The organism is Nitrospirota bacterium, from assembly GCA_030645475.1.
Taxonomy (GTDB): Bacteria; Nitrospirota; Nitrospiria; order Nitrospirales; family Nitrospiraceae; genus Palsa-1315.
Genome location: JAUSMA010000029.1, coordinates 1 through 23,159, shown reverse-complemented (window position 1 = coordinate 23,159; position 23,159 = coordinate 1). Strand labels below are relative to the sequence as shown.

Sequence of the window (23,159 nt, the reverse complement as noted above, 5' to 3'; positions counted from 1 at the left end):
CGCTTCACGGCTGCCGAAAGTTCCCGCTCCCGCTAAGGCTGGCAGTGTGTGGAGGCTTGAGACCGCCGGCCGCTTCAGCAAGTCGGCATGGTGCCGCCTCCTTCTTGCTGAGGGTGACGGCGAGAGAGCATGTCAGGCACTGGCCTTCGTATGGCGAAAAGACAGCGCGTGGTCTGGTCAATATCGTGTCGTGTTGAACCATGTCATGAACTGCGGCCGATCCTTCTCCGTTAACCGCCCGCGGCCTGTATTGTGACCTCAACCGAATGTTCCTGCCGATCGTCCACAAGAGGAATCGCCTGATCGAATTGCTCGACGCCATCGACCGTCACGCTCGTCGCACCGTTCCCGGCCATGACGTGCGAGACGGTGATATGGTAGCGCGTGTCCCGGTATCGGTAGTGCAGCGTGAACTCCTTCCAATCCGCAGGGAGGCACGGAGCCACATATAACTTGTCGACTTCCAGCCTCACCCCGAGGAGTGATTCGACGATGAGCCGGTACATCCAGCCGGCTGAGCCCGTGTACCAGGTCCATCCTCCGCGGCCAATGTGTGGCGAAACCGCATAGACGTCGGCGGCGACCACGTAGGGTTCTACTTTGTAGGTCGCGGTCCCCTCCGGAGATCTCGCATGGTTGATCGGGTTGATCATGGACAGCAGTTCCCACGCGCGCCGTCCGTCTCCCAATGCGGCGAACGCCATCGCCGCCCAGATCGCCGCATGCGTATACTGCCCGCCATTTTCTCTCACCCCCGGGACGTACCCTTTGATGTAGCCAGGATTCAACGTCGACTTGTCGAATGGCGGATCCAACAGTTGGATCAGCGCAGAATCCCGGCGCACAAGGCGCCGATCCACCGCCTCCATCGCCATGTGCGAGCACGCGGCATCCCCTGCCCCGGAGAGCACCGACCAGCTTTGTGCAATCGAATCGATCTGGCATTCGGGGTTACTCGCCGACCCAAGAGGTGAGCCATCGTCAAAGTACGCACGGCGATACCATGCTCCGTCCCAGCCATGCTGCTCGAGATGCTGGCGCAGGTCATGCGCCTCCGTCTGGCAACGTTGCGCGAAGGAGAGGTCGCCACGCAAGCGTGCCACCTTCGTGAACTGCATGAGCACGTCGTAGAGAAAGAACCCCAACCAGATGCTCTCGCCTCTGCCCTGCTTGCCGACCATATCCATGCCGTCGTTCCAGTCGCCGGATCCGATGAGTGGGAGGCCGTGCTCCCCGCGTGTGAGGCCTTTCAGAATGGCTTGCACGCAATGCTCATACAAGCTGGCCGTCTGTTCAGATCGGCCCGGCAGATCGTAATACGAATCCTCCTCCTGATTGACCGGGCGGCCTTCGACGAAGTGGATGGGTGCATCCAAGACCCCGCTATCTCCTGTGCTCAGCACGTATCGGCATGCCGCCAACGGCAGCCAGAGGTAATCGTCCGAACAGCGTGTACGCACACCTCGTCCTGTAGGGGGGTGCCACCAATGCTGGACATCACCTTCCTGAAACTGGCGGGCTGCGCACAGCAGAAGATGCTCGCGCACAAGATGCGGCGCGGTGTGGATGAGCGCCATGGAATCTTGCAATTGATCGCGGAACCCGAAGGCGCCCCCCGATTGATAGTATCCGCTCCGCGCCCATAGACGGCATGCGAGCGTTTGGTACATCAGCCAGCCGTTGGTCAGCACGTTCAGTGACTGGTCCGGGGTCTCCACCTGCACGGCACCGAGCGCGTGCGTCCAATATTGCCACACCGCTTCGAGAGCGCCCCGCGCAGCCGCAGATCCCCGAAAGCGATGGATTAGATTTCCGGCATCATCCGCATCCCGCCCGACGCCGGACCGAAAGATGATCTCACGCTCTTGTCCGTCGGCCAGTTCGAATGGAACATGGATCGCGGCGCAGGGATCGAGACCGGCCCCCACGTTGCCCGAGAGCCCGGACGCCGCCATCGCCGCGGGATTGCGCAGCGAACCGTTGCGCCCGATAAACTCAGTCCGGTCTCCACTGATGGTTCGAGTCGTCTCGTCCACGTCAAAAAACGCCATCTTTCCGGCGAACTCCGGGTGATAGGAATTTCTCGCGAAGATCGCGCCGCTCTTCGCGTCCAATTCGGTCACGACGTGCATCGCCGATTTCGGCCGCAGATCTCCCAACACCCATTCCATATAGCCCGTCGCGGACAGTTTGCGCCTCCGGCCCGACTCGTTCCTTACTTTTAAAACCATGAACTTGATCGATGCATCCAGGGCCACGTATACCCATAGTTCTGAGCGAATGCCGCGCTCCGTATGCTCGAAGACGCTATAGCCGAAGCCGTGCCGGCTGACATACGGGGTCGCCCCGCGGCTGGGCAGCGGCGTGGGAGACCAGAAGTGGCCCCGCTCTTCGTCACGGAGGTAGAGCGCTTCTCCGCTCGCATCGCTCACCGGGTCGTTGTGCCAGGGAGTGAGGCGGAATTCGTGGGCGTTCTCATACCACGTATAGGCTTGGCCGCTTTCCGAGATGACGGTGCCGAAATGCGGATTCGCCAGCACGTTCACCCACGGTGCCGGGGTCACATGTCCGTGCGCGGTCGTGACGACATACTCGCGGCCATCAGGTGTGAACCCTCCCAGCCCATTGAAGAACATGAGATCGTGGCGTGGGACCGCCGCGGACGGCAAGGGTTCGGTTCGGCGGGTCCGGGTTGGTATCAGGCGCAGCACCGTGACGTCCGTATAGACGCGACGGGCAACCTGGTCCGCAAGCGATCCCCGATTGTCGGTGAGAATGACACGGGCGACCGATTGCAGCAGAATGCGGTCTTCGTTCGAGATCTGGTCGATCGGGCGGACGAAGATGCCGCCCGGTCGATCCATCACCTGTGCCTCGAGACCCGAGGCAATCAGCCCCATGATCTGTTCGTGAAGGACTTGCCGGTACCCGGTGTGGTCTTCATTCCAGATCACCAGGTCCACCACTAACCCCTTAGAGCGCCAATAGGCGTGAGCCTGTACGAGCTGGCGCACCAGATCGATATTAGCCGGATTGCCGATCTGCAACAGCACGATCGGCAAATCGCCTGAAATCGCGTAGCCCCAGAGCCCGGATTGCCCGCGGCGGTTTTTGATCAGATCGCTCGGGTCGGCCCGCAGGGAGGAATTGGCGTAGAGGATAGAGTTGGCCAGGCAGCCATAGAGTTGCGCATCGGCCTCGGTGGCATTCAGCTGCCGCATGACCACCTGATTATGGGTCCAGGCCAGATCGAAGACGCGGTCGGCCAGTCGCCGATCGTGGTATTTCTCAGCCAAGCCCAGACAGATGTCGCGAGTGTCGCCGATGCCGGTCACCAGATCGATCGTGGCCGATTCTTCAGGATCGAGCGTAATCCGACACCGGATGGCGACAATCGGATCGAGCACGGAGCCCTCGCTGCCGGACAGCGCCACAGCCCCTTGTCGCGCGCCGGATCCGCCCATGGCTTGCGGATCGGCGGTGGTGTGGCCGCGGCCGATGAACTGGAGGCGGTCCGTCTCGTAGGACATCGTTCCGGCGTCTGCTCCATGCACGGCCATGAGATGACACATCCATGGCGAGTGTTCGTCGACGGAGCGGGGCCTGCGCGTACAGAGAATCGCTTGTTGTTCGCGAACGATCTCGGTCTGCACAAAAAGATTGCTGAACGCCGGATGGAGGGCGTCTGCCGCAGGTGAGGCGAGCACGACTTCTGCGTAACTCGTAATCTCTATCGTTCGGCGAATCCTTGAGCCGTTGGTGATGCGGGTTCGACGTAATTCGATGTCGTCTTCCGGAGACACCACGATTTCGGTATACGTCTCGACATCGTGGTCACGCCGGCGAAACTCAGCCCGTCCCTCGGAAAAGATGACTTCGTAGGACTTCGGTGGCATAAGTGTCGGCTGATAAGCCGTGGACCAGACCTCCCCGCTCGTCACGTCGCGGATGTAACAGAACGTCCCCCAGTTGTCGCAGGTACTATCTTCCCGCCAGCGTGTCACGGCGAGGTCCCTCCAACGGCTATAGCCGCCACCTGCATTCGTGATCATCACGTGATACCGGCCGTTCGACAATAGGTGGACTTCCGGGATCGGCGTGTGCGGACTGCTGAATCGGCGCACCGGCGTCTCCCATCCACTGGCAGCCGTCTGGACGTCGGACAACTCGACAGTGGGCGAATACAATGCCGTGGCCTTTGGAATCCGCTCTTGCAGCAGCAGCGTGGTCGCCTGGAACATGGGATCCGACTCGAATCGTTTCTGCATCGGACGGTCCAGGAGCAGGTAGGCCAGGGATAGCAAGCTCATGCCTTCGTGATGGGCCATGTACGATCGAACCACGGCACTCGATTGCCCGCGTGGGAGCCGGAAAGGCGTATAGTCGATCGCTTCATACATCCCGAATGGTCCTTCAACTCCTTCAGCCGAGAGCCGCTGCAAATTCAGGCATGCCGCCTCGGGCGCCACCATCAGCGCAAGCGCCGAGGCATAGGGTGCAATCACGACATCGTCGGCCAGCCCGCGTTTGAGTCCCAGTCCGGGCACGCCGAACGCGCGGTACTGGTAGTTGAGATGCACATCGATCATGTTATAGCCGGATTCCGAAATGCCCCACGGGACGCTGCGCTGCCTGCCATATTCGATCTGTCTCTCCACCGCCGCCTTGCAGGTTTGGTCGAGCAGGGAGTTCTCGTAGGTCGGCATCACTAACAGCGGCATGAGGTACTCGAACATCGACCCGCTCCACGAGATCAGTGCCGACCCTCCACCGGCGGTCGTGAGGAGACGCCCGAGCGCAAACCAGCTTTCTTGCGGCAGTTGTCCCTGTGCAATTGCCACGAAACTGCACAATCTCGCCTCCGACGCCAGCAGATCGTAGTAACTCGAATCCCGCCGGCGCTCGCCGACGTTGTAGCCGATCGCGAGCAAATGACAGCCCTTGTCGAACAGGAAATCGTATTCCACATTCGCAAAGTGACCGGCTTGACGTGCCAGGGCTTCGACCGCCGCGATTCGTTCTCGCGCGCGCTGGCTAGCCTCCGCGATGAGTGCATGCAGACGATCAACCCATGCATTCCCCTCATGCGTCGGCTCCAGGTCCATTCGATGTTCGATGGCCGGTAGACACACCTCGTCAAGGCGCGCCAATTCTCGCAATGTGGGGATCTCGTCGATGTCGCCACATTCGATAAGCCTGTTCTGTGAGGCCGACAGCAAGGCCCATGGAGCGAGAAACATGAGATCCGCGAGGGCGTCTTGGCATTGCAGGGCAAGTGCGCGCGCCCACCAGGCCGCCTGGCTCTCAGGGACCGCCTTCACGTTCGAGTGTATCTCCTCGGCGGTCGTCGCCAGCCGGTCGAGACAGAGCCGCGCCGTCGTAAGCGTCGTTGGCCGGGTCTCGCAGGCAGCATCCAGATGCTGCTGAAAGTGCGCGAGTTGGACCGGAATGGCTCCCCCGAGCCTATCTTCGAGGATCCTGAGGGTGTCGCTGAGCCCGTCGAAGAATCGCGACCCCAGGATTTTCTGATCAGGGAGTGCGAGCAGACCCGGCCGAAGTGTCAGCAGATGGCCTGCAAGGTTTCCGCTGTCCACCGTCGACACATAGGTCGGCAGCAACGGTTTCAGCGATTGCGTGTCGTACCAGTTGTAAAAGTGCCCCCGATGCCGCTCCAACGCTTTCATCGTGTGGAGCGCATTCGACGTGCGTTCGATGAGTTGTCCGACCGACAGGTAGCCGAAGTCGTATGCGGACAAATTCGCGAGCAGCGCGAGCCCCATATTCGTCGGCGACGTGCGATGCGCGACGACGGCCACGGGATGCTCCTGATAATTGTCAGGCGGCAGCCAATGATCACCCGCCCCGACGAACTGCTCGAAGAAGGCCCAGGTCTTTCGGGCGAGCTTCCGAAGAAAGATCGTCTGGTCGGCCGTCAGATTCGCGTCGCGCCGAACGATCGGTTGGCTGATAAACCACGCGATCGCAGGGGAGGTGAACCAGAGACTCAGGATGGGCATCGCGACACCGAAGACGCCCGGCTCCGACAGCGCCAGGCAAACCACTGCGGCCGTGGCAAGAACGGGTCCGAGCCACATCGTCCGACAGTAGGCGACGAGGTCTGTGCGGCGATCGAGATCCGGGTGACTTGACGGGCTCCACTCCAGCAGTCGTGTCTGCGTGACCGCCATTCGCCAGATCGTGCGCACAATCGCATCCACACTGACGAACGCCTCGTAGGGAAGGAATGCGATCGTCAAAACCGTCTGAAGGACGTGGCGGCCGGCCGTGCGGAGCGCGGTGGCGGCATGCTGCTCCGGCAACACATCCTCCGGCTTCTGAAACAGATCGAGAATCGCGGCGAGTATAGGAGGAATCAGGACGATGCCGATCACCGACAGGGTCCACAACCAGAACGGGGATACGACCGTCCAGCCGAGCAGCAACAGGAGGGTCAATGCCGACGGGACGAGACTTCGCCGGAGGTTATCGAAGAGCTTCCATCGAGACAGTCCGGAGAGCGGATTCTTCTGACGCCGCCCTCCGGGACCTGGGACGCGCGGCAGGATCCACCCCGCAAGCTGCCAATCTCCACGGATCCAGCGGTGCCGCCGGCTCATATCCACGCTGTAGCAAGAGGGATTCTCCTCGTATAAGTGCACATCGCTCAACAGCCCAGCCCGCGCGTAGCATCCTTCCAGCAGATCGTGGCTGAGAATCCGGTTCTCGGGACAGCGGCCTGCGAGGGCGCGTTCGAACGCGTCTACCTCATAGATCCCCTTACCGATGAACGAACCTTCAGCGAACAGGTCCTGGTAGACATCGGAGACGGCGCGCGTATAGGGATCGATACCTGGCTCACTCCCGTGGAGTCGCGCATAGTGCGATCGGCTCGTGCCTGGGAGGCTCACGGCGACGCGTGGCTGCAGGATGCCATATCCTTCGCAGACCCGCTGTTTGGCTTCGTCGTATCGCGCACGATTCAGCGGATGTGCCATCGCGCCCACGAACTGCCGCGCCGCATCGCGCGGCAATTGTGTATCCGTGTCGAGGGTGATCACGTATTGCACGTTCGACAGCACGGTCGTCTCACCGACGATCAGTGAGAAGCGATCCGGTGAGCCACCGCGAAGCAGCTGGTTTAAGTCGGCAAGTTTTCCTCGTTTTCGCTCATATCCCATCCAGATCCGTTCCTCAGGATTCCACCGGCGGGGGCGATGAAACAGAAAGAACGCATCGCGCGTCACCTCTCTGTACTTTTCATTCAGCGCTTCGACTCTCTTCTGAGCCAGCCGCAAGAGGGGCTCATCTTCAGGAAGTGTTTCCTCATGCGCGTCTCGAAAGTCGGTCAACAGGCCGAAATATAGGTATTCGTCTCGATTGGCCAGAAACCGGACTTCGAGCGCTTCGGTCAGCTCATCGATATGTTCAATGCTGCTCAGCATCGTCGGAACCACGACCAGCGTGCGCAACTCCGGGGGGATGCCGCCGGTGAGGTCCAGTCGCGGCAGCGCATGTGGTGTCACCAGCCTTGTTGTAAGCCAATTCACCAGCGCCACCGCCAATTGACTAGTGCCGAGCAGGGACAGGAGGCCGGCCAGCGCGAGGACCCAACCCTCCATACCCTCGATAGACACCTGTGCCAGCAAGCCGCCGGTGAAGCCCCCCGTCATCAACGCGATCGTGCCGACATACAGGAGCAACGGAACCCGGCTGCTCGCTTGCTGAAGCGCGTCGTATGTGGAGAGGCGCACCTCTGCCGTTCGTTCGAGCTGCGGCACCCCCTTGTCGATCAGGTAGAACCCAACATGGATTTCTCGACGGTCGCCGCCATGCCCGCTCGCGCTCTGCTGCGCGAGACGGATCGCATGGCGCGCCACTTCGCTTTCGGAGAGCCGGCTACTCCTCGCCATTTTCTCCACCACATGGCGGTAGCGATCGCGGGTCGCAAAGTCCATCTTGCCGTAGGCGGCTGCGGGATCCTCCCGCAGCGTCTGCTCGACCACACTCATCGTCTCAACGAACGTGCGCCAGTCCATCGTGCCCAGAAACCGGAGACTGCCGATGCTGTTGCTGATGGAGACCTGATCGACGGCCTGCTGTTGGTTTTCCGATTGCACCGACTGTTCAATCGTCAGGCCGGACTCGGAGAGCTGCTGCTCGATCCAGGTGAGGGGCAACGCCAATGCGGGGCTCTGTCCCTGCAGCCGGCGCGCGAACTCCGCTACAAACGCACTCGCCATTGGCGGGCTCGACCGCGCCATATCCGCTGTCACCAGAATCAGACTTTTGGGATCCTTTTCGGCGATCTCCATCATCTGATCCGCCCAGTAGTCGGCGCGATTACGGTCGATCCTGTGCGCGGCGATGCGCGTGGCTGCGCGCCGGAGATTCTCGATCAGGGCCAGGCGGAGCATAATCGGGATGGCCCATAATTCGCCTAACGTGAGGCTGGTCATCGTTTGGTAGGCCGCCACGAAACGGCTGAGGCTTCCCGGATCGACTCGTCCATCGCCATGCGAGATCGTTTCAAGCGCGATGGCATACACACGTGGAAGCCCGACCGATGAGCCATTCAGTAAGCGAGGCAGCTCCCGGCTGTACCCCTTGGGCAAATGTCTCTTGGCCGTGCGAATCTGCTCTTCGATGAGATAGAAATTATCGAGCAGCCATTCCCCCGCCGGCGTAATCCGGCGGTTCGCCTTGACCGCTTCGGCCAACAGATCGCGCACGCCGACCAGCACGTCTTCATTCTCAGCCAGCCTGCTTAGAAGCTGGTCTGGGGCCTGTCCCGGACTTAACTGGTGCTGACCAGCCAAAATCTTGCCATGTTGTTCCATTTGATCGGCGCTAAAAAGCTCCGAACGCAGCGGAGGCTCGCCACCGGCGTATTTTTCTGCCAAATCGTTTTCAGGAAAGCTTGCTCTCAGATGGAGCAAGCTGCTGAGATTGATCTTGCTGCGGACCTTCATCTATGAGGTCTCTTTCTTCGAGGCGAGGTCTTGCGAACCAGTCCGCAATCAGGTGAAGGATGTGGATGCCGCTCTTCGGCGCGTCCGACCGAAGGCCACGTTCGGGTCGAGACGAAGGTCTCAAGGCCAACGTGTATGTCGACGTCCAATGCGAAACAGAAGATCGAGCGCTGGCGAGTAGACTGAGTGAGCAGCGGCTGCATCCTTCCCCTTGGACCGTTGATCCTGGCAACACCCGCGCAACTGCGATCTACGTCAGACTGTAGGAGTCCAGGAACTCCTCGCTCGCCGCGCCTGACATGAGGAGGGAGGTGCGTGCCAGAGGCCTGACCGATCGAAGGCTCGTCACAAGGCAGCACGCTAGCAATCCACGCGCGCAAAGTTTTTTTCAACTCTATCCAACTCGACGGAAGGCCGTCTGGTCAAAATTGCTCAGCCTGAAGAATCCAGAGGCAGGCAATTTCACGCTCGCGTGGTCGGAGCCCACAAGTCTCGTGAAGGGAAAACTACTGGCGAAGGACGATTCCCTGTTTTTCGGTGAACGTGTGCCTGCACGACGGTCTCGCAGCCAGAAAGACCGCCGCCCGCTGTCCAGGTCGACCGGCAGGACATGCCGGGATGAGCACGTGCAGTGCTCATCCCGAGCATGATCCGACGGACGGCTACTTCACGCAGGCAATCTTCATCGACTCAATGTCGTTGGACATGTCCAGCTTGGACAGATCCGGAATGCGCTGCCCCGATGCGAAGGCGATCTCCGTGGCTTTAAAATCCTTATCTTTATAGGCAAGCACCGTCGCGCTTGATCCGACAATGACGCTTTGAATGTCATTGTTCCAATCCCGACCATTGAGATCCTTCAGCGAAGCGTACTCTTTGGGGCCCTGAATTTTGACATGGGGATCATCAGCGTCGTACTTGGTGTCATCGAACACCTCGATCCAACAGTTCTTATCGACCAGCTGCAGCTCCATATCCGCAGCCTCTGCAGACAACGCGCCTACGGCGATCAATCCACCCACGATGAACATTTTAAATAACGACATAGCGGCCTCCTTGGGCTAAGAAATAAAGGTGAACGTCCGGGCAGATACACGTAGCCTATTTATTGTCGGTCGGTTCGGTCGTCTGCTCTTTGGCGGGCCAGCATAGCCAATAGGCCTTCCGCCGTCCGCCGATTGGACGCGAATAGGAAGGGATATGCGCTCTGAGCGCGCGTCCTAAACTCCTCCTGCTCCGCGGCTGGAATGTCCAGCAACAAGTCCAACGATGCGAGATATTCTCCATTCCCGCGTGCGATGTCCTGCTCAAGATTCTCGAACGCGACCGCGGCAAACAGACGCGCCTTTTGGCTTTGCTTGACGTAGCCATCGGCATCGAACATCTCCCCAGGACTCGTGCTCGATGTAAACTTGGCGAACGTATCGACCGTGGCTTTGGACGTGTTACAGGCAGTCGTAACGAGCCCGACGCCTGCCAGAACCAATGCCCCCACAAGCCTAGTCAACGTCATGATGCGCATAAGACAACCCTCCTGCTGTTGGCCCCCTCTCATGACGAGAAGGCCAACTCTTCTTGAGCACAGTAGGCCAATCCTAAAGACTGGCCCGCTCTCTATGCTTGAATTTCCACCGCCGACCTACTTCTTTGGCTGTACGTGTTTAATGGACACGGCGTGGTTTTTTTCCGTAGCCTGGGCCTCGATTTTTTCGCCGACATTGATGGAGCCATCCAGGGTCGTAGTCTTGTCGACATGCAGGCGGATTTCCTTGCCGGTCATGTCCTTCACCACGTAAAACTCCCCGTCGATCTTCAGCAGATCCCCGGTGACTGTCTGGTTGACTTGCACAGCCATGCCATCAGCTGCGTATGAAAGGGATGCTGCGCCGACACCGATGGCCATTGCACATACGAACAACCCGATGAGCTTTTTCATGACATAACCTCCTTGTACGTAATTGTGGTGTATCCGATTGCGCTGACTCTGTCGTTTCGAACTACAATGGGCGAGGCATTTCCCAATGCCTTAGGCCTTCTCTTTCACCGTGAGATCGTTCTTCACGGACTTCACCCCCGGCACGAACCAAGCCGTCCAGGACGCATTAGCGCTGGTCATGAGGTCCTTGACCTCGCCAGTCAGCGAGACAACTCCCGCGTTGGTCTGAACGGCAATATCAGCCTTCTTCAGATGTGCGTCCTTCGCAATCTTCTTTTGGACGCGTACCGTAATAGCCTCATCCTTCTCCTCCACCGCTTCACGCTTGGATGGAGCCACCACTTCGAGGTCGTTCTTCACTGTCTTGACGCCATCAAGCATTTTGGTAATGCCCTCCGCCGCCTGCTTGGCCGCGTCGGAATCGACCTTGCCTCGGAGCATTACGACGTTCTTCGTGGTCTCGACATCGATGTGCCGCCCTTTGACCCGACCATCGGCAGCAAGGGCGATCTTCGTTTTCGCCGTGAGCCACGTGTCATTGATCGGAGTCTTCTCTGCGGCCTTGTCCGCAGCGGTCACTGCTCCGGTGATGAATGCCCCACCAACAACCAGGGCCGTGCAAAGTGTCAGTACATAACCTGTGTTCATTGTCTTCCCCCTCACTGAAATGTGAAATTGCCCAGCGATCTCTCTCTCGTCTTGATGACTTTCCGTTAATGCGTCTTGATCTTCGTCGTATCCGGCGCGGACTTCAGATGCCATTGGTCAGCCCATTTCATGAGCTCATCTTTTTTGTCGCCGTACCGTTCCTGAACTTTGCCGACGAACTTATCGTAATTGCCTTCGATCTGCGTCAGGTCGTCATCTGTGAACTTGCCGTACTGCTGTTTCAGTTCCCCTTTGAATTGCATCCATTTTCCTTTGAGTTGATCTGCATTCATGCTGCACCTCCTTGATTGGGTCATGTGAATTTACGACTTCTACAGGCCGACGAAGCAGCAGAACAGGCACTGCCACTCGATTTCCTGACAGCTTGCCTCTCCAGCTTTCCGCCGGCCACTTCTCCATGTGCAGCCTCCTAGGAGATCTTATTGGCGCTTTCGACGATGCGCACGTCAGCCGCATGCGAGAGCTTCTCGCGCGCATCCTTCGCAGATTGCATCGCATCTTGCGTGGCATTTTGCTGGCCTTCTTCTACCGATTTCCTCAGCGACATGACTGCCTCGTCCAGTGGCATATTACTTCCTGTCCGTTGCGCCTCTTGCGCCTGCCCCAAGGCTATTTGTGCATGGTGGACGAGCAAGCCGTTATTGCCCTGGCCCCCTGCGATCTCGGCAGCTCGCGCATGGTTATAGGCTGCGTTGACATTCCGGTCATAAAACGCATTCTCTTTTTGCAAATGCTTCACGCTCGGGTCGATCGTTGGTGCGCTCGTCATCGACGAGCAGGCAACCAATGTCAGCACGAACATGCACCCACCCGCGAATGCGCCAATCTTCTTGACCTGTCTCATGGGGACACCTCCTTGAATCGGTTAGAACCTGTAAACAATGAATTGAACCCGGTCACCGCATCAGCGCAGCCAGTACCGCTTGCTGCAATCCCTTCAGCTCTGATTACAGTCTGACGTGTAGATTAATTCCAGGCTGGTCAAAACTGATCAGGTCTGAAAAATATTATTCAAGGCATGCAAGATCGCACCTTCGCTGAACGAAGGCACCGATAATGACAGGGGACGTAGTCGTGAAGGACGATGTTGAGGAGGGCAATTGTGTACGGTTAACTCGCAGGTGCCGTCAATGAAGCCCAATTTGCGGAACGTAGTCGTGAAGCAACTGACGCGACAGTGCGTACTACCGGCGATGTCCGCCAGCATACCTTGACTGATCTTTGGATGAACCGTCTCAGGCTTATTGACTCTCCCGACGTGGGCAAGCAACAGATCGCAGGCTCCCGCTGAATCGCCAGGGCAATGATACGATAGGACCTCGGCCTCACTCGGCCGTTTTCCGCAACGCGCGGAGCGAACAGCGGATTTTGTTTCGATTCGGAGAAGACGATCTGCGCGGCTAGGCACTTTCAATTCAAGAATAATGCGGCAGCAACTCAGACTGGTTTGATTGTGCGCACAACAACTAGTGCCATTTCTCGTTCATATCCGAGGTGAGGCCATTCAACATGAAAGAGGAAACCCGGTCGTTGTCGGAAAGGCTAGACCGGCGATGCACCCCGAAGAGTGCTGACTTGAGTATCGGGGCTGAACGCTGACAAACACTACGGTTGAACGGTAATGTTATTCACAACCGTGTAACCCCCCTCCACTTGGCGTGCAATCTCCTCCGCTCGATTCTTATCGTGCGGAGTTGCCGCCACGCCGGTGAGATAGACGGTGTTCTCGACGGTCTTGACGCTGATCTGTGTCATCGTCTTGAGCGGACCGTCCGTAGCAAGATGCGCCTTCACCGCCGTCGTAATGCCCGCGTCGTCGATATAATGCCCCGTGGTCTGAGGATTCGATTGGCAACCGATGATAAGCAAGCTGGAAGCAGCTAGCGTCATCAGAACGTTTGGAATTCGGATCATGATAATAGTCCTCTCTTTGCTCACGTGAGCGCCCGTCAGGCCCTATGAAGATAGTGAAGCAGCCGTTACAGCCGACCCGTCAGCAACAGAATGAGCAACACCAAGAGCACCAAGCTGAGTCCGCCGCTGGGGCCATAACCCCAGTTCGCGCTATGAGGCCAGGTCGGCAAGGCGCCGACAAGGAGAAGGATGAGAATGACAAGAAGTATTGTGCTCACATATCACCTCCGATTAAGGATCTGTTCGATCTATCCCGCACCATAGTATTCAGCGATGGGCCACGCGAACCCCTGACAAGCACATCTCTTCGGTCTATCTCTAGCCGTTCACCGAACCGACTCTGATCCTGCTTCATCAACTTCACCGGCAAGTCCGCCCGGCACTGGAACATCGCACGGCGTCCGGATCGGGACTATGTCTAGTCTGCCCTGAGCACGATTCAGCGTCTGATCACAATTGCTCAGTCTGGAGGAAAGGTCTGGCCCCAATGGAAGTTTCGGTAACTCTTCGCCTGCTATCAGCCGTCGGTTCCAAAATCTTCTGGCTAGAAACCCGTCATCGGGTATTGTCGTGACGACCCTGCCCGAAGAATACAGGCGAGCCGCCCCTCGCCGACTATCGTCAAGTAGACGTTGCTGCGCATACTCCGCATTAATTTGTAATGTGAGCAATTGTGACCAGATTGCCGACTGCTTGTGAGATAGGCTTAACCAGAACTTACACATGCGCAGGCATGTGTCCATCCACAGGAGGGAACCATGAGATATTCCGCTATGGCGATGCTGGTGTTAGTCATGGGAGTTGGCGCCGGCTGCTCCATCACCGATACCGCGAGTGATTTACGCGGCATAAAAGGAGTTGACGGCGACAAGCTGACGCACATCAACACGAGGAACTATGCAATTAACCTGTTCATGAGCAAACCGATCGTGGGAGACGCCACACTCAACGCGACCGTCCAGAGCTTCGCGGATGAGGCCAAAAAAGTCGGCGCCACGAAGGTACGGATCGTACAATCTGACACGTCGGTCATGTGGTATCTCATTCCAGGATTGGGGTTCATTTTCACCCCGGTATACACGAACGTCGCGGGAGACGCGCTGCTTCCGTAGTCGAAGCGTGATACCCGACGAGCCCTGGTTTCAAGGATATCTCCCAAGGGGGTCCATGACCCGCGAGGGAGGTATCCTGCCGCAACGTGAGACTGGTTTCTCCCGTGATACCGACGTACCAAGATGGATGTCTTCTGAGAGGTGACCGGGGTCACGAGTGACCCGGTGAATTCGCCGGCCTTCCCGCCGCGTCGACCACAAGTGGAGATCAGGGTGTGAGCCGAACCAAGTCAAACCAATGTGTGGTGGAACGCGGCCTTACGTGGCCCCTAGTCACGCCCGCTCCGCCTATCCCAGTATCCACTGCGCATGCGTTCCGCATGGAATATGTGGAGATTACTCGGCTCGACACACTTCTGAAGGCCTTGCCCTCTCACGTCTTGGGTATCGTCCGTCATGACCGGAATCACGGGGAGCCCCGTGATTCCGGTGCCTGCCCGGTTGTCTACCTCGATCTTCCACAATTGAACGGGCCTCCGTTGGCCGAGATATGGGCGAGCACCCAGCCAGTCACCTATCACCAGGCCGAGGACATCCACTGCGCCATGAACGATGAGGTGCTCTTTGGCGCATTGCACGTAGAAGAACGCCCGGGCACGCAGTTGGATACCGTGACCTACAACGCCTATCGACGCCTGCTCGTCCAAACCCGTGCCCTGGGCTACCCTCATCTGTTGCGGATGTGGAATTACTTCCCCCACATCAACCGTGAATCCAACGGGCTTGAACGATACCAACAATTTTGCGCCGGCCGCTACCAGGCCTTGGCCGAGGGCCTTTCTGGCTTCCCTCGCACCCTGCCTGCGGGAACCGCCGTCGGGACATTGTCCGGCCCGCTGAGCATCCACTTTCTGGCAGCCAAGCTTCCGGGAACGCATGTCGAAAATCCACGCCAGGTGCGCGCGTACGAGTATCCTCCTGTGTACGGTCCGCGCAGCCCGTCGTTCGCGAGAGCCACCCTACGACCCTCCGTCTCCGGGGCCAATCTGCTCATCGCCGGCACGGCAAGCGTGGTCGGTCATATCAGTGCTCACATCGGCGAGCCTCACAAACAGACGCTCGAAATACTCTACAACCTGAAGGCACTACTCACGCAGACAGAGCGGCTTCATGGAATCTCTCGCGGGCAGTGGTCCGGGCAGGCCCTCTTCAAGACGTATGTCCGACACCCGGAGCATGCCTCGGCGATCCGCAACGTCCTCCAAAGCCGGCTACCGTCCCATGCTCAGGTCCTGTATCTTCAAGGAGAGATGTGCCGACGCGAGTTATTGCTGGAGATCGAAGGCGTCCTGAGTCAAGAATCGACCATTGACGTGAATCGAACAGTGTCGCCACCTCCTGCCCATCTCCACGAACCTATGATGTCCCAATATGAGCCTAATCGCCTCAAGAGAGCTTAGCCATAGTCAACATAGTAATGCGGGGACCGCGGGCTCTGCCTATGGTGGCCTCACGCCGATCAGCCAGGTGCAGGAGGCGACGCGCCCGACCGTTGCGACCATCAACCAGAACTTCTACGACGGACTCTGGGCAGGAAGCCATGTCGTTCTGCCGCATCGCTTCAACACATGGCCGCTGCTCGCCGTACTCGCCGCCTCGGCACCGGCGAGACTCGAAATCGGCCCAGGCCTGCGCCCGAGACTCCCTATCCTGGGTACGTCCTTTATCGACATCAGCCGGCTGGCGCTCTCCGGTCTGAAGTCCTGCGGCGGTCACGCGATGCTCGGCGAAATTACCGCCCTGCCCTTCCCCGATTGCAGCGTTGACCTCGTCTGTGCCTTCGACATCGTCGAACACATCGAGGATGACCGGCAGGCCTTTCGCGAGCTCAGTCGGGTGGCGAAGGACGATGCGACGGTCATCTTTTCGGTACCACTGCATCCAGACCGCTGGACAGGCTTCGACGCCCTCGTCGGCCACGCTCGACGTTATGACCCCGGCGAGCTCCTGGCCATCCTCGAAGAACATGCCTTTGTGCTTGAGCAAAGCGCCGTATTCGGCATGCAACCCCGAAGCGGCTGGCTCCTGGACTTCGCCGTGTGGGGCATGACTCACAAACGGGCTCAGGCCATGCGTTGGTACAACGGGCTCGTTCTCCCCATCGGGCTATTCTTACAACCGCGCCTTGCCTGGGCCTCTGGTCTGATCGACGTCGCAAACGTGGATGAAATTCTCCTCGTCTGCCGGCGTAGTCGGCGGCAGACTTGTCTGATGTCCGCCGAGGACGTCGGGAGGAAATCCAAGAAGGCGACAGAGAGGGTCAAGGAAGACCGGACGAAGAAACACGCGCGCATCTGAACGGAGGCGCACTGAGGTGAATACGATGCAAGCCAAGATGAGCACAGTGAATACGAAGACCACGTCAGATATACCGAAAACCGAGATGCACAAGAAGGTTCAAGTACTGGAAAAGCAACCGATCCACTGGGCTCAGGCGCGAGTTCCCTCTGAGCCGTTGGATGGATCGCTACATCTCCATCCCCTGCGTACACAAACCGTTCTGCCGTGGCATTTCACTATCGATGTCGACTGGGTTCCAGGGTCCCAGGTCGGACTGGAAGGCTTACTGGATTTCTGTGACCGATGGAAGATGAAGGCCACGATCTTTGTGGCCGGGCGGTTTGCGGAAACTCATGGAAATCTGATCGGAGAATGCCGGCGGCGAGGGCACGAACTCGGTACTCATGGGTGGGAACACGGGAGTCTCGAGCGCGACGAGGATTTCAGGTCAGCCAGTTATACCCAGCAACGAGATTGGATCCGAAGGGCCACGGAGGCCGTGGAGAACGCCTCAGGGGTTCGTCCAGTCGTCTTTCGCGCACCGAGCTTGTGGATCGGTGAAACGACTTTGCGTGCGCTCGAAGACGAGGGATACCGCTACGATTCATCTGTTCCGGCCAGGCGATTCGATTGCGGCTTTGGGCGGGTGCATTACCTGAAATACTTTCGTGCTCCGAGTGAGCCGTATCGTCTTTCATCAAGCCACCTTCGCGTGCCTGGACACAGCTCGATCATTGAGATGGCCCCCTCGGCGCTCCTCTTCCCTATCAATATGGCCACGCTCAGAGTGCTCGGCCTGCCGGTGATGAAGTGGATGGTCCGCCGGATATTCCGACGTGCTTCACGACTGGTGTTCTATTGCCACCCCCACGAGTTTGTCCATGCGAATCGGCAATCCTTTCCGCGCAATATGTCCATATGGAATATGCAGGGCATGACACCGGAAAATTTCTCCCTCCTTGACGGATTTGTCGAGCATATGATGCGGCAAGACCATTCCCCCTCTCTGTTTGCGGACTCGTTGAGTACGGTGCGTGGGTTGCGGTCTCGTGCGCACACGATGCCAAGATTTCTGTCTGATGCGATCGATGGCGTCACTACGCACGAGGCTTCACTCTCAGCAGGGGCTGTCGCGGGGACTCCCGTCGGCACACCTGTCTTCAGGCACCGATGATGCGACGCGTCAATCGATACGAGGTTTCCCCTGGAGTGTTCCCTCACGACCTGCATGGAGCGAGACAAGAAAGGGAGCTATCTGAAGGGCCAGTTGGGCAAATCGCTCACCTTCCCTTGGACTTCAATCCCCCTACGAAGCGCCAATCAACCCGGATCTCTGAGTCGGCAGCATCATCAATCCATCAGGCGATCTTTGGTAAGCCCCAGGCCGCGCATGCCATTTCTCTTCAGAATGACGCCCACACCTGATGCGACGGCTATGAGTCCAAGTAAATACCAGCGAGAGGCTGACTCCACTTATTGAACGCGCGGTTTAAGTGGTTTGCCTGCTTCAACCAAGCACATGAGACGGGCCACATGGACCACATAGACGAGACAGATTCAGGGCAACCTGCCTGTTAATTGTACTTCACGTACCACGCACGCTGGCGGGCACGGCGCACCGAGGGCTGGGGGAGGTGACAATGGCGGCCTCTTAGCGTCCTGTTAGGTCCGCACAAGCAGGACCGCGGCAAGTAAGATGACCAGCGCAAGAGCGAGTGAAAAGCGAGCCACCCAGGGAGACCACAGAACCAGGGCCTGATCGAACCTGCTTCGGCTCTCCACAGGGAGTTGTCGTATCTTCCCGACGCGAGGTCCGAGGATGAGATCGTGGGTCAGCGTCAACAAAAAAAGGATCGCCACGAGCCCCAGCTTGGCTGCCAGGACCGTCGGCCATCCTGATGGGTCTGCAATCGGGATCCCCCGCTGATGCAGCAACAGAGGGCCCGTGAGGAGGAGAACGGCAATAGCGCTCCACACCACCGCGCGAAATCGCCGAGCTGTGGTCCGAAAGAGCAACGATCTCTGTGAAGCAAACGCTTCACCTCGAAGCACCGGCACGAGCACCACCGACAAGAAAATCGTCCCGCCAATCCACGCGACCGCCGCAAGCATATGGAACCAGACCAGGAGAACGATCATCGCCGCAACCAATCCACCGATCACCCGCTCGTCATTCTGGGGTCAATGGTGAGAAGTGGACGTCCGGCCTGACTGCTTGGCCCCGACAGGCTGAGGTTCGGGCACCAGGAAATTTCTGCCAGCTCCGTCGCGACCGTGAATCGATCCTCTCCATCGACAGAGGACTGGTCCTGGGTCATGCGCATACAGGGTGTGCAAATAAACTGGCACGAGACAGGACACCGATGCCCTTCGCACCCCACCAGGGTATTGAAGAAGGCGGTTTTCTGCAGACAATACCGCTCGCGATCCTGCGCGTTCAGACTGTCACGATAACAGTTCAGTCGCTGCCAGAGCTTGGTTAAACTCGAAACTCGCTCCGAGTTCATGCTCGCCCAGGCTCCGGACAGTCTAACCGTTTCGCCCACGAGCTGAATCGCCAGGTCGATGCCAGACGGCAGCGACGGGAACATCCCAATCGCCACCTTCCGGGCATCGACCCATTTCATCGTGAAGCTCGGAGCCTGCTGGGCTAGGCCCAAGGCTCGTGCGCTGTCTTCGTCGACCAGATATGGAATGTGGACGACGAGTTGCATCTTAGCTCCCGATGATCTTCATCCGCTCGCCACGAGTTAGTTCAAAAAGATAGTCGCCTATGATTTAGTACAGTATCCCCAAATACGCGCCCGCCGTGCCATAGCTGTTCACGGTGTTGGTTTGATTGGACGCCAAGTGATAGCGTGCATCCACCCCGAGATTGAGCGGCCCCCAGAAGTTGTATTCGAAACCCGCTCCGAATTGCACACCAATGTCCAGATACTGCGACTGATTCGACGGCGGGCTGATCACGTGAAAATCCAGTCCGACCGGAATGACCCAGGGACGGAACTTGTTCCCTTCCATGAATTTGAGCTTCGGCGCGATATCCACCGTCAGCATGGTCATTTGGACTTTATCGGTCACGGTTGCTCCTGTGGCGCCAGCCACAGTCGGTACAGCTTGGTTGACGGTATTGGAATTCCATCTCTTGAACTCCACCCCGACTTCTCCCAGCAACGACATGCCTTTGATTCCCAGGAAATCCTTGTGCATCAGGAGATCCAGGCCTCCCCCGACATAGTAGCCAGCCGTACTGTCGTTGCTTCGGCCGCTCCTACCGGCACCACTGTACACATCTGTGAACACCTCGCCCGACCGATTACTATTCATCCCGGCAGCGCCCCCCCGGAAGAACACCTGGTTGCCGGCGCCAATACTCTCGTCAGCCGAAGCCGGCGATGCACCACAGACAGCGAGCCCCAGCATGATCGCAACTACGGCAGACCTGACTCCAATGTTCCTGTTTCCCTTCCGAACCTGCATGATGTTCCCCTCCCTGGGCGATCATCGGAGGACAGTCCTTGTCCTCCGACAGTTGCGCTGACTTGCGCTCGCCGGCCCGAGACATCAGCATGATGAATAAACCCTTCACAGGTGACTTCCTTTACGGCACGAGCTGCGACACCTTGGCCCCTGCTGTTTCGTGTGCATCCTTCGCGCAGCGGAATCCCATCCAGTTGATCTTCGTATTGGGATCGGTCCCGTTTCGCATGGCAACCCGCATGGTCGTGGTGCTGTCCATCCAGCCACCGCCACGGAAGGCTTTCTGCGTGCCGACCTCAGGGCCTTTGGGGTTCCGATCCGGTGCCGTGGCGTAATAGTCCTGGTCGTACCAATCGGACACCCATTCAGACACGTTCCCGATCGTCTGATAGAGGCCGAAGGGACTCACGGCATTCTCATATTTATCGACCGAAATAATCGGGGGATAGAGCAAGAGTCGCTCTGGACGATCCCGCACCGGACCGGAAAGGCCGGTTCTCCCGAAATTCGCCCTGCTCGGTCCCGCATATTCCTTGCCCCAGGGAAAGAGACGCCCGTCCACTCCCCGCGCCGCTTTCTCCCATTCCGCTTCGGTCGGCAGCCGCTTTCCTTCCCACTTACAGAAGGCATCGGCGTCATACCAGGAGACGTGCATGATCGGATGGTGCGCCATCGCTTCCTGGAAATTTCCACCCTCATACCGCCAATCCACTTGTGGCGGGCGGTTCGTGGCGAGCACGAACTTGAGATACTCCAGCGCCGTCACTTCGTACTTGCCGATCTCGAACGCATCCAGATAGACGCGCCGCTGCGGGATCTCGCCGCGATAGGCGAGCCGGTCCGTCTTCTTATCGCTGCCCATGATAAACTCACCGGCCGGCACGAGGACCATGTCGTTCTTGGCTTTCCATGTGGCCACCCGTTCTGCCGCAAGCTGTTTACCCACCCCGGTCCACTCCATCGTCACGTCCTGCGTATCGAGCCCCCAAGCGACGTTCGCAATCACCAGGGCCACTGCCGTGGCGATGATCGCATTCACCACCCGATTGACCGTCACCAACCTTTCCATTCCCGCCACATTCATCATCCGGCCTCCTTTGTTGCCCAGGCTAGCGGCGCGAGGCAATAGGCGAGGGGGAGACAGACTCACCCCCCTCGCCTTTCGCCTCTAGCCCCTTGCCCACTGTTGATTTCGCACATCGCAATCCCGTCAAATAACTTCTGCGGTCCGGCGTGCCGCCATTCCTCCCGGCGGATCGCGCGACCTCCGGATCTTCGTTCCAGGAGCCGCCACGGAACACTTTGAGTTCGCCGGTCGCCGGCCCCGTCGGATTGTCCGGCAGGCTGCTCCGGTAGTACTCGGGGTCGAACCAATCCGACACCCACTCACTTACGTTACCGGCCATTTGATGGACACCGTAGGGGCTGACACCCTTGTCATACCGGTTCACATTGGCCAGCGGCGGATACTTAAATCCGCGTTTCGATCCCGAATGCGCGATATTACTTTTCAGCCACCCGGCCGGTTCGTTCCCCCATGGAAACATGCGACCGTCCTCACCGCGCGCGGCCTTTTCCCATTCGGCTTCGGTCGGCAGACGTTTCCCCACCCACCGACAATAGGCCGTGGCCTCGCCCCAACTCACCCCGATCACCGGATGCGAAGCCATCTTTTCGAGAAAGGGATCCTGCATCCAAAACTCCGGCCAGGCTGCCCCTGTCGCCAACACGAATCGAAGGTAATGCACGTTGGTGACTTCATACCGGTCGATCTCGAAGGCATCGAGGGAGACGGGCCGCTGCGGCTGCTCCTGAGGACCGGCTGCGCGATCCACCTTGGGATCGCTGCCCATCAAGAACGGTCCTCCCGGCACAGGAACCATCCCCTCGGGAACCTCCAGCAACGCCAACCGTTCCAGCTCCCAGGGTTGCGCCCAGGGATCATGCTTGGGAGACAAATGATCGGCGTACGCCATGCCCGAGCAAGTGACCAGCGGCAAGAGGCTCGCAGCGAGCACCAATAGGACGCCCCGGCCCCACTTCTCACAGATGTCGCCCCATCCCCTCATGCCTATCGCCTCATCCCTCATCAGCAAACCGACCGCTCTCACCGTTTACGTGGGATGTGAAACCGTTCCCATTCCAGCGAGACAGGACCGGAGCTTTTCAAATGCTTCACGCGCCCTCGTGACGTCAACCCCCAACCATGCAGAGGCCACATCCAGCGAGTTGAATAGGATGACCCGCATGCCAAGGTCTATTGATTGCTTCTCGTATACTCGCGCGCGATCATAGGTCAATTCATTCACCAGAAGCGCCGCTTTCCCCACTCTCAATTTTTCTATCGATCGTCGATAGAGATCGGTGACTTCATGAACCGCTTCCGTGCTTGTCTCGAATGATGCGCCTGTGGCATCGACCAGAACGGATGCGCCGTGTGCAATCGAGGCATCGCTCAAATGCTGGCGCACATGCGCGAGGACTTCGTCGTGGGAGACCGCCCCCGTCCACAACTCCAGCACCAGCGATCCCTGATTCAGCACGACATACTTGACCGGCATCTAGGTCCTTCCCTATCGTCCCTGCGGGCGACAGCGCTTCAACCATGCCGCTCAGTGCGCAGACGCACTGTTCTAAGAAAACGGGGGAGCCACACTGTACGCGCAGCTCCCCCGTCTTGACCGAGACTATTCCGCTGTCGACTACTTCATCGCCGTCGGAATAGCACGAGGCTCTGGCTGCACATCCGCACGCTTGGCGCCCATTCCTTGAGCGCTCAGCGGTTGGATCCGTGAGTCA

19 protein-coding genes are annotated in these 23,159 nt (G+C 58.6%); 4 read left to right on the top strand and 15 right to left on the bottom strand.

The window, feature by feature from the left end; genetic code table 11:
- Positions 1 to 230 precede the first annotated feature (230 nt).
- From Q7U76_06790 to Q7U76_06750, 9 genes are all read right to left on the bottom strand, one after another.
- On the bottom strand, positions 231 to 8,969 hold the full coding sequence (locus Q7U76_06790; GenBank protein ID MDO8356080.1) for a glucoamylase family protein: 8,739 nt from the start codon (positions 8,967 to 8,969) through the stop codon (positions 231 to 233).
- Between the two features lie 662 nt (positions 8,970 to 9,631).
- Entirely contained in the window at positions 9,632 to 10,015 is a 384-nt protein-coding gene (locus Q7U76_06785) for a beta/gamma crystallin domain-containing protein (GenBank protein ID MDO8356079.1), read from the bottom strand.
- A 59-nt stretch (positions 10,016 to 10,074) separates the two neighbouring features.
- Positions 10,075 to 10,491: a DUF3015 family protein gene (locus tag Q7U76_06780; GenBank protein ID MDO8356078.1), complete on the bottom strand. Its 417-nt coding sequence runs from the start codon at positions 10,489 to 10,491 to the stop codon at positions 10,075 to 10,077.
- Between the two features lie 117 nt (positions 10,492 to 10,608).
- Complete coding sequence (locus Q7U76_06775; GenBank protein MDO8356077.1) at positions 10,609 to 10,905, bottom strand: hypothetical protein; 297 nt, start codon at positions 10,903 to 10,905, stop codon at positions 10,609 to 10,611.
- A gap of 90 nt (positions 10,906 to 10,995) precedes the next feature.
- Positions 10,996 to 11,553, bottom strand: coding sequence for a BON domain-containing protein (locus Q7U76_06770; protein ID MDO8356076.1), 558 nt, complete (start codon positions 11,551 to 11,553; stop codon positions 10,996 to 10,998).
- 65 nt (positions 11,554 to 11,618) lie between these two features.
- On the bottom strand, positions 11,619 to 11,846 hold the full coding sequence (locus Q7U76_06765) for a CsbD family protein (protein ID MDO8356075.1): 228 nt from the start codon (positions 11,844 to 11,846) through the stop codon (positions 11,619 to 11,621).
- A 137-nt stretch (positions 11,847 to 11,983) separates the two neighbouring features.
- Positions 11,984 to 12,418: a small metal-binding protein SmbP gene (gene smbP / locus Q7U76_06760; protein ID MDO8356074.1), complete on the bottom strand. Its 435-nt coding sequence runs from the start codon at positions 12,416 to 12,418 to the stop codon at positions 11,984 to 11,986.
- Between the two features lie 761 nt (positions 12,419 to 13,179).
- Positions 13,180 to 13,488 carry a BON domain-containing protein gene (locus Q7U76_06755; GenBank protein ID MDO8356073.1) on the bottom strand — a complete coding sequence of 103 codons (309 nt, stop codon included), beginning with the start codon at positions 13,486 to 13,488 and terminating at the stop codon, positions 13,180 to 13,182.
- Positions 13,489 to 13,553: 65 nt separating this feature from the next.
- Positions 13,554 to 13,706 (bottom strand): DUF3309 family protein, encoded by a 153-nt coding sequence (locus Q7U76_06750; GenBank protein ID MDO8356072.1) that lies wholly within the window; start codon positions 13,704 to 13,706, stop codon positions 13,554 to 13,556.
- Positions 13,707 to 14,246: 540 nt separating this feature from the next.
- Between Q7U76_06750 and Q7U76_06745 the strand changes: the two genes are divergently transcribed.
- From Q7U76_06745 to Q7U76_06730, 4 genes are all read left to right on the top strand, one after another.
- A complete protein-coding gene (locus Q7U76_06745; protein MDO8356071.1) occupies positions 14,247 to 14,600 on the top strand; it encodes a hypothetical protein in 354 nt (117 codons plus the stop codon).
- 215 nt (positions 14,601 to 14,815) lie between these two features.
- Positions 14,816 to 16,000: a hypothetical protein gene (locus tag Q7U76_06740; GenBank protein ID MDO8356070.1), complete on the top strand. Its 1,185-nt coding sequence runs from the start codon at positions 14,816 to 14,818 to the stop codon at positions 15,998 to 16,000.
- The gene (locus Q7U76_06735; protein ID MDO8356069.1) at positions 15,972 to 16,898 is read left to right on the top strand and encodes a methyltransferase domain-containing protein; all 927 of its coding nucleotides are present in this window, start codon (positions 15,972 to 15,974) and stop codon (positions 16,896 to 16,898) included. Before Q7U76_06740 ends, Q7U76_06735 begins: the two co-directional genes overlap by 29 nt.
- 25 nt (positions 16,899 to 16,923) lie before the next feature.
- Entirely contained in the window at positions 16,924 to 18,054 is a 1,131-nt protein-coding gene (locus tag Q7U76_06730; GenBank protein ID MDO8356068.1) for a polysaccharide deacetylase family protein, read from the top strand.
- A 488-nt stretch (positions 18,055 to 18,542) separates the two neighbouring features.
- Here the strand turns inward: Q7U76_06730 and Q7U76_06725 are convergent, their stop codons facing one another.
- The 6 genes from Q7U76_06725 to Q7U76_06700 all read right to left on the bottom strand — a co-directional run bounded on the left by Q7U76_06725 (position 18,543) and on the right by Q7U76_06700 (position 22,921).
- Positions 18,543 to 19,043 (bottom strand): CopD family protein, encoded by a 501-nt coding sequence (locus Q7U76_06725; protein ID MDO8356067.1) that lies wholly within the window; start codon positions 19,041 to 19,043, stop codon positions 18,543 to 18,545.
- Positions 19,040 to 19,594, bottom strand: a complete 555-nt coding sequence (locus Q7U76_06720) for a hypothetical protein (GenBank protein MDO8356066.1) — start codon at positions 19,592 to 19,594, stop codon at positions 19,040 to 19,042. Before Q7U76_06720 ends, Q7U76_06725 begins: the two co-directional genes overlap by 4 nt.
- A 64-nt stretch (positions 19,595 to 19,658) precedes the next feature.
- The gene (locus Q7U76_06715; protein MDO8356065.1) at positions 19,659 to 20,360 is read right to left on the bottom strand and encodes a hypothetical protein; all 702 of its coding nucleotides are present in this window, start codon (positions 20,358 to 20,360) and stop codon (positions 19,659 to 19,661) included.
- Positions 20,361 to 20,481: 121 nt separating this feature from the next.
- A complete protein-coding gene (locus tag Q7U76_06710; GenBank protein ID MDO8356064.1) occupies positions 20,482 to 21,447 on the bottom strand; it encodes an SUMF1/EgtB/PvdO family nonheme iron enzyme in 966 nt (321 codons plus the stop codon).
- 22 nt (positions 21,448 to 21,469) lie between these two features.
- Positions 21,470 to 22,429, bottom strand: a complete 960-nt coding sequence (locus Q7U76_06705; GenBank protein MDO8356063.1) for a formylglycine-generating enzyme family protein — start codon at positions 22,427 to 22,429, stop codon at positions 21,470 to 21,472.
- A gap of 45 nt (positions 22,430 to 22,474) precedes the next feature.
- Positions 22,475 to 22,921, bottom strand: a complete 447-nt coding sequence (locus Q7U76_06700) for a hypothetical protein (protein ID MDO8356062.1) — start codon at positions 22,919 to 22,921, stop codon at positions 22,475 to 22,477.
- Positions 22,922 to 23,159 lie beyond the last annotated feature (238 nt).

Bases quoted from the DNA above. Each gene is read 5' to 3' on its own strand.
- Q7U76_06730 (MDO8356068.1), top strand. From the start codon at position 16,924: ATGCAAGCCAAGATGAGCACAGTGAATACGAAGACCACGTCAGATATA.
- smbP (MDO8356074.1), bottom strand. From the start codon at position 12,418: ATGAGACAGGTCAAGAAGATTGGCGCATTCGCGGGTGGGTGCATGTTC.
- Q7U76_06755 (MDO8356073.1), bottom strand. From the start codon at position 13,488: ATGATCCGAATTCCAAACGTTCTGATGACGCTAGCTGCTTCCAGCTTG.
- Q7U76_06775 (MDO8356077.1), bottom strand. From the start codon at position 10,905: ATGAAAAAGCTCATCGGGTTGTTCGTATGTGCAATGGCCATCGGTGTC.
- Q7U76_06700 (MDO8356062.1), bottom strand. From the start codon at position 22,921: ATGCCGGTCAAGTATGTCGTGCTGAATCAGGGATCGCTGGTGCTGGAG.
- Q7U76_06790 (MDO8356080.1), bottom strand. From the start codon at position 8,969: ATGAAGGTCCGCAGCAAGATCAATCTCAGCAGCTTGCTCCATCTGAGA.
- Q7U76_06720 (MDO8356066.1), bottom strand. From the start codon at position 19,594: ATGCAACTCGTCGTCCACATTCCATATCTGGTCGACGAAGACAGCGCA.
- Q7U76_06785 (MDO8356079.1), bottom strand. From the start codon at position 10,015: ATGTCGTTATTTAAAATGTTCATCGTGGGTGGATTGATCGCCGTAGGC.
- Q7U76_06710 (MDO8356064.1), bottom strand. From the start codon at position 21,447: ATGATGAATGTGGCGGGAATGGAAAGGTTGGTGACGGTCAATCGGGTG.
- Q7U76_06765 (MDO8356075.1), bottom strand. From the start codon at position 11,846: ATGAATGCAGATCAACTCAAAGGAAAATGGATGCAATTCAAAGGGGAA.
- Q7U76_06715 (MDO8356065.1), bottom strand. From the start codon at position 20,360: ATGCAGGTTCGGAAGGGAAACAGGAACATTGGAGTCAGGTCTGCCGTA.
- Q7U76_06735 (MDO8356069.1), top strand. From the start codon at position 15,972: ATGAGCCTAATCGCCTCAAGAGAGCTTAGCCATAGTCAACATAGTAAT.
- Q7U76_06770 (MDO8356076.1), bottom strand. From the start codon at position 11,553: ATGAACACAGGTTATGTACTGACACTTTGCACGGCCCTGGTTGTTGGT.
- Q7U76_06705 (MDO8356063.1), bottom strand. From the start codon at position 22,429: ATGAGGGGATGGGGCGACATCTGTGAGAAGTGGGGCCGGGGCGTCCTA.
- Q7U76_06780 (MDO8356078.1), bottom strand. From the start codon at position 10,491: ATGCGCATCATGACGTTGACTAGGCTTGTGGGGGCATTGGTTCTGGCA.
- Q7U76_06745 (MDO8356071.1), top strand. From the start codon at position 14,247: ATGAGATATTCCGCTATGGCGATGCTGGTGTTAGTCATGGGAGTTGGC.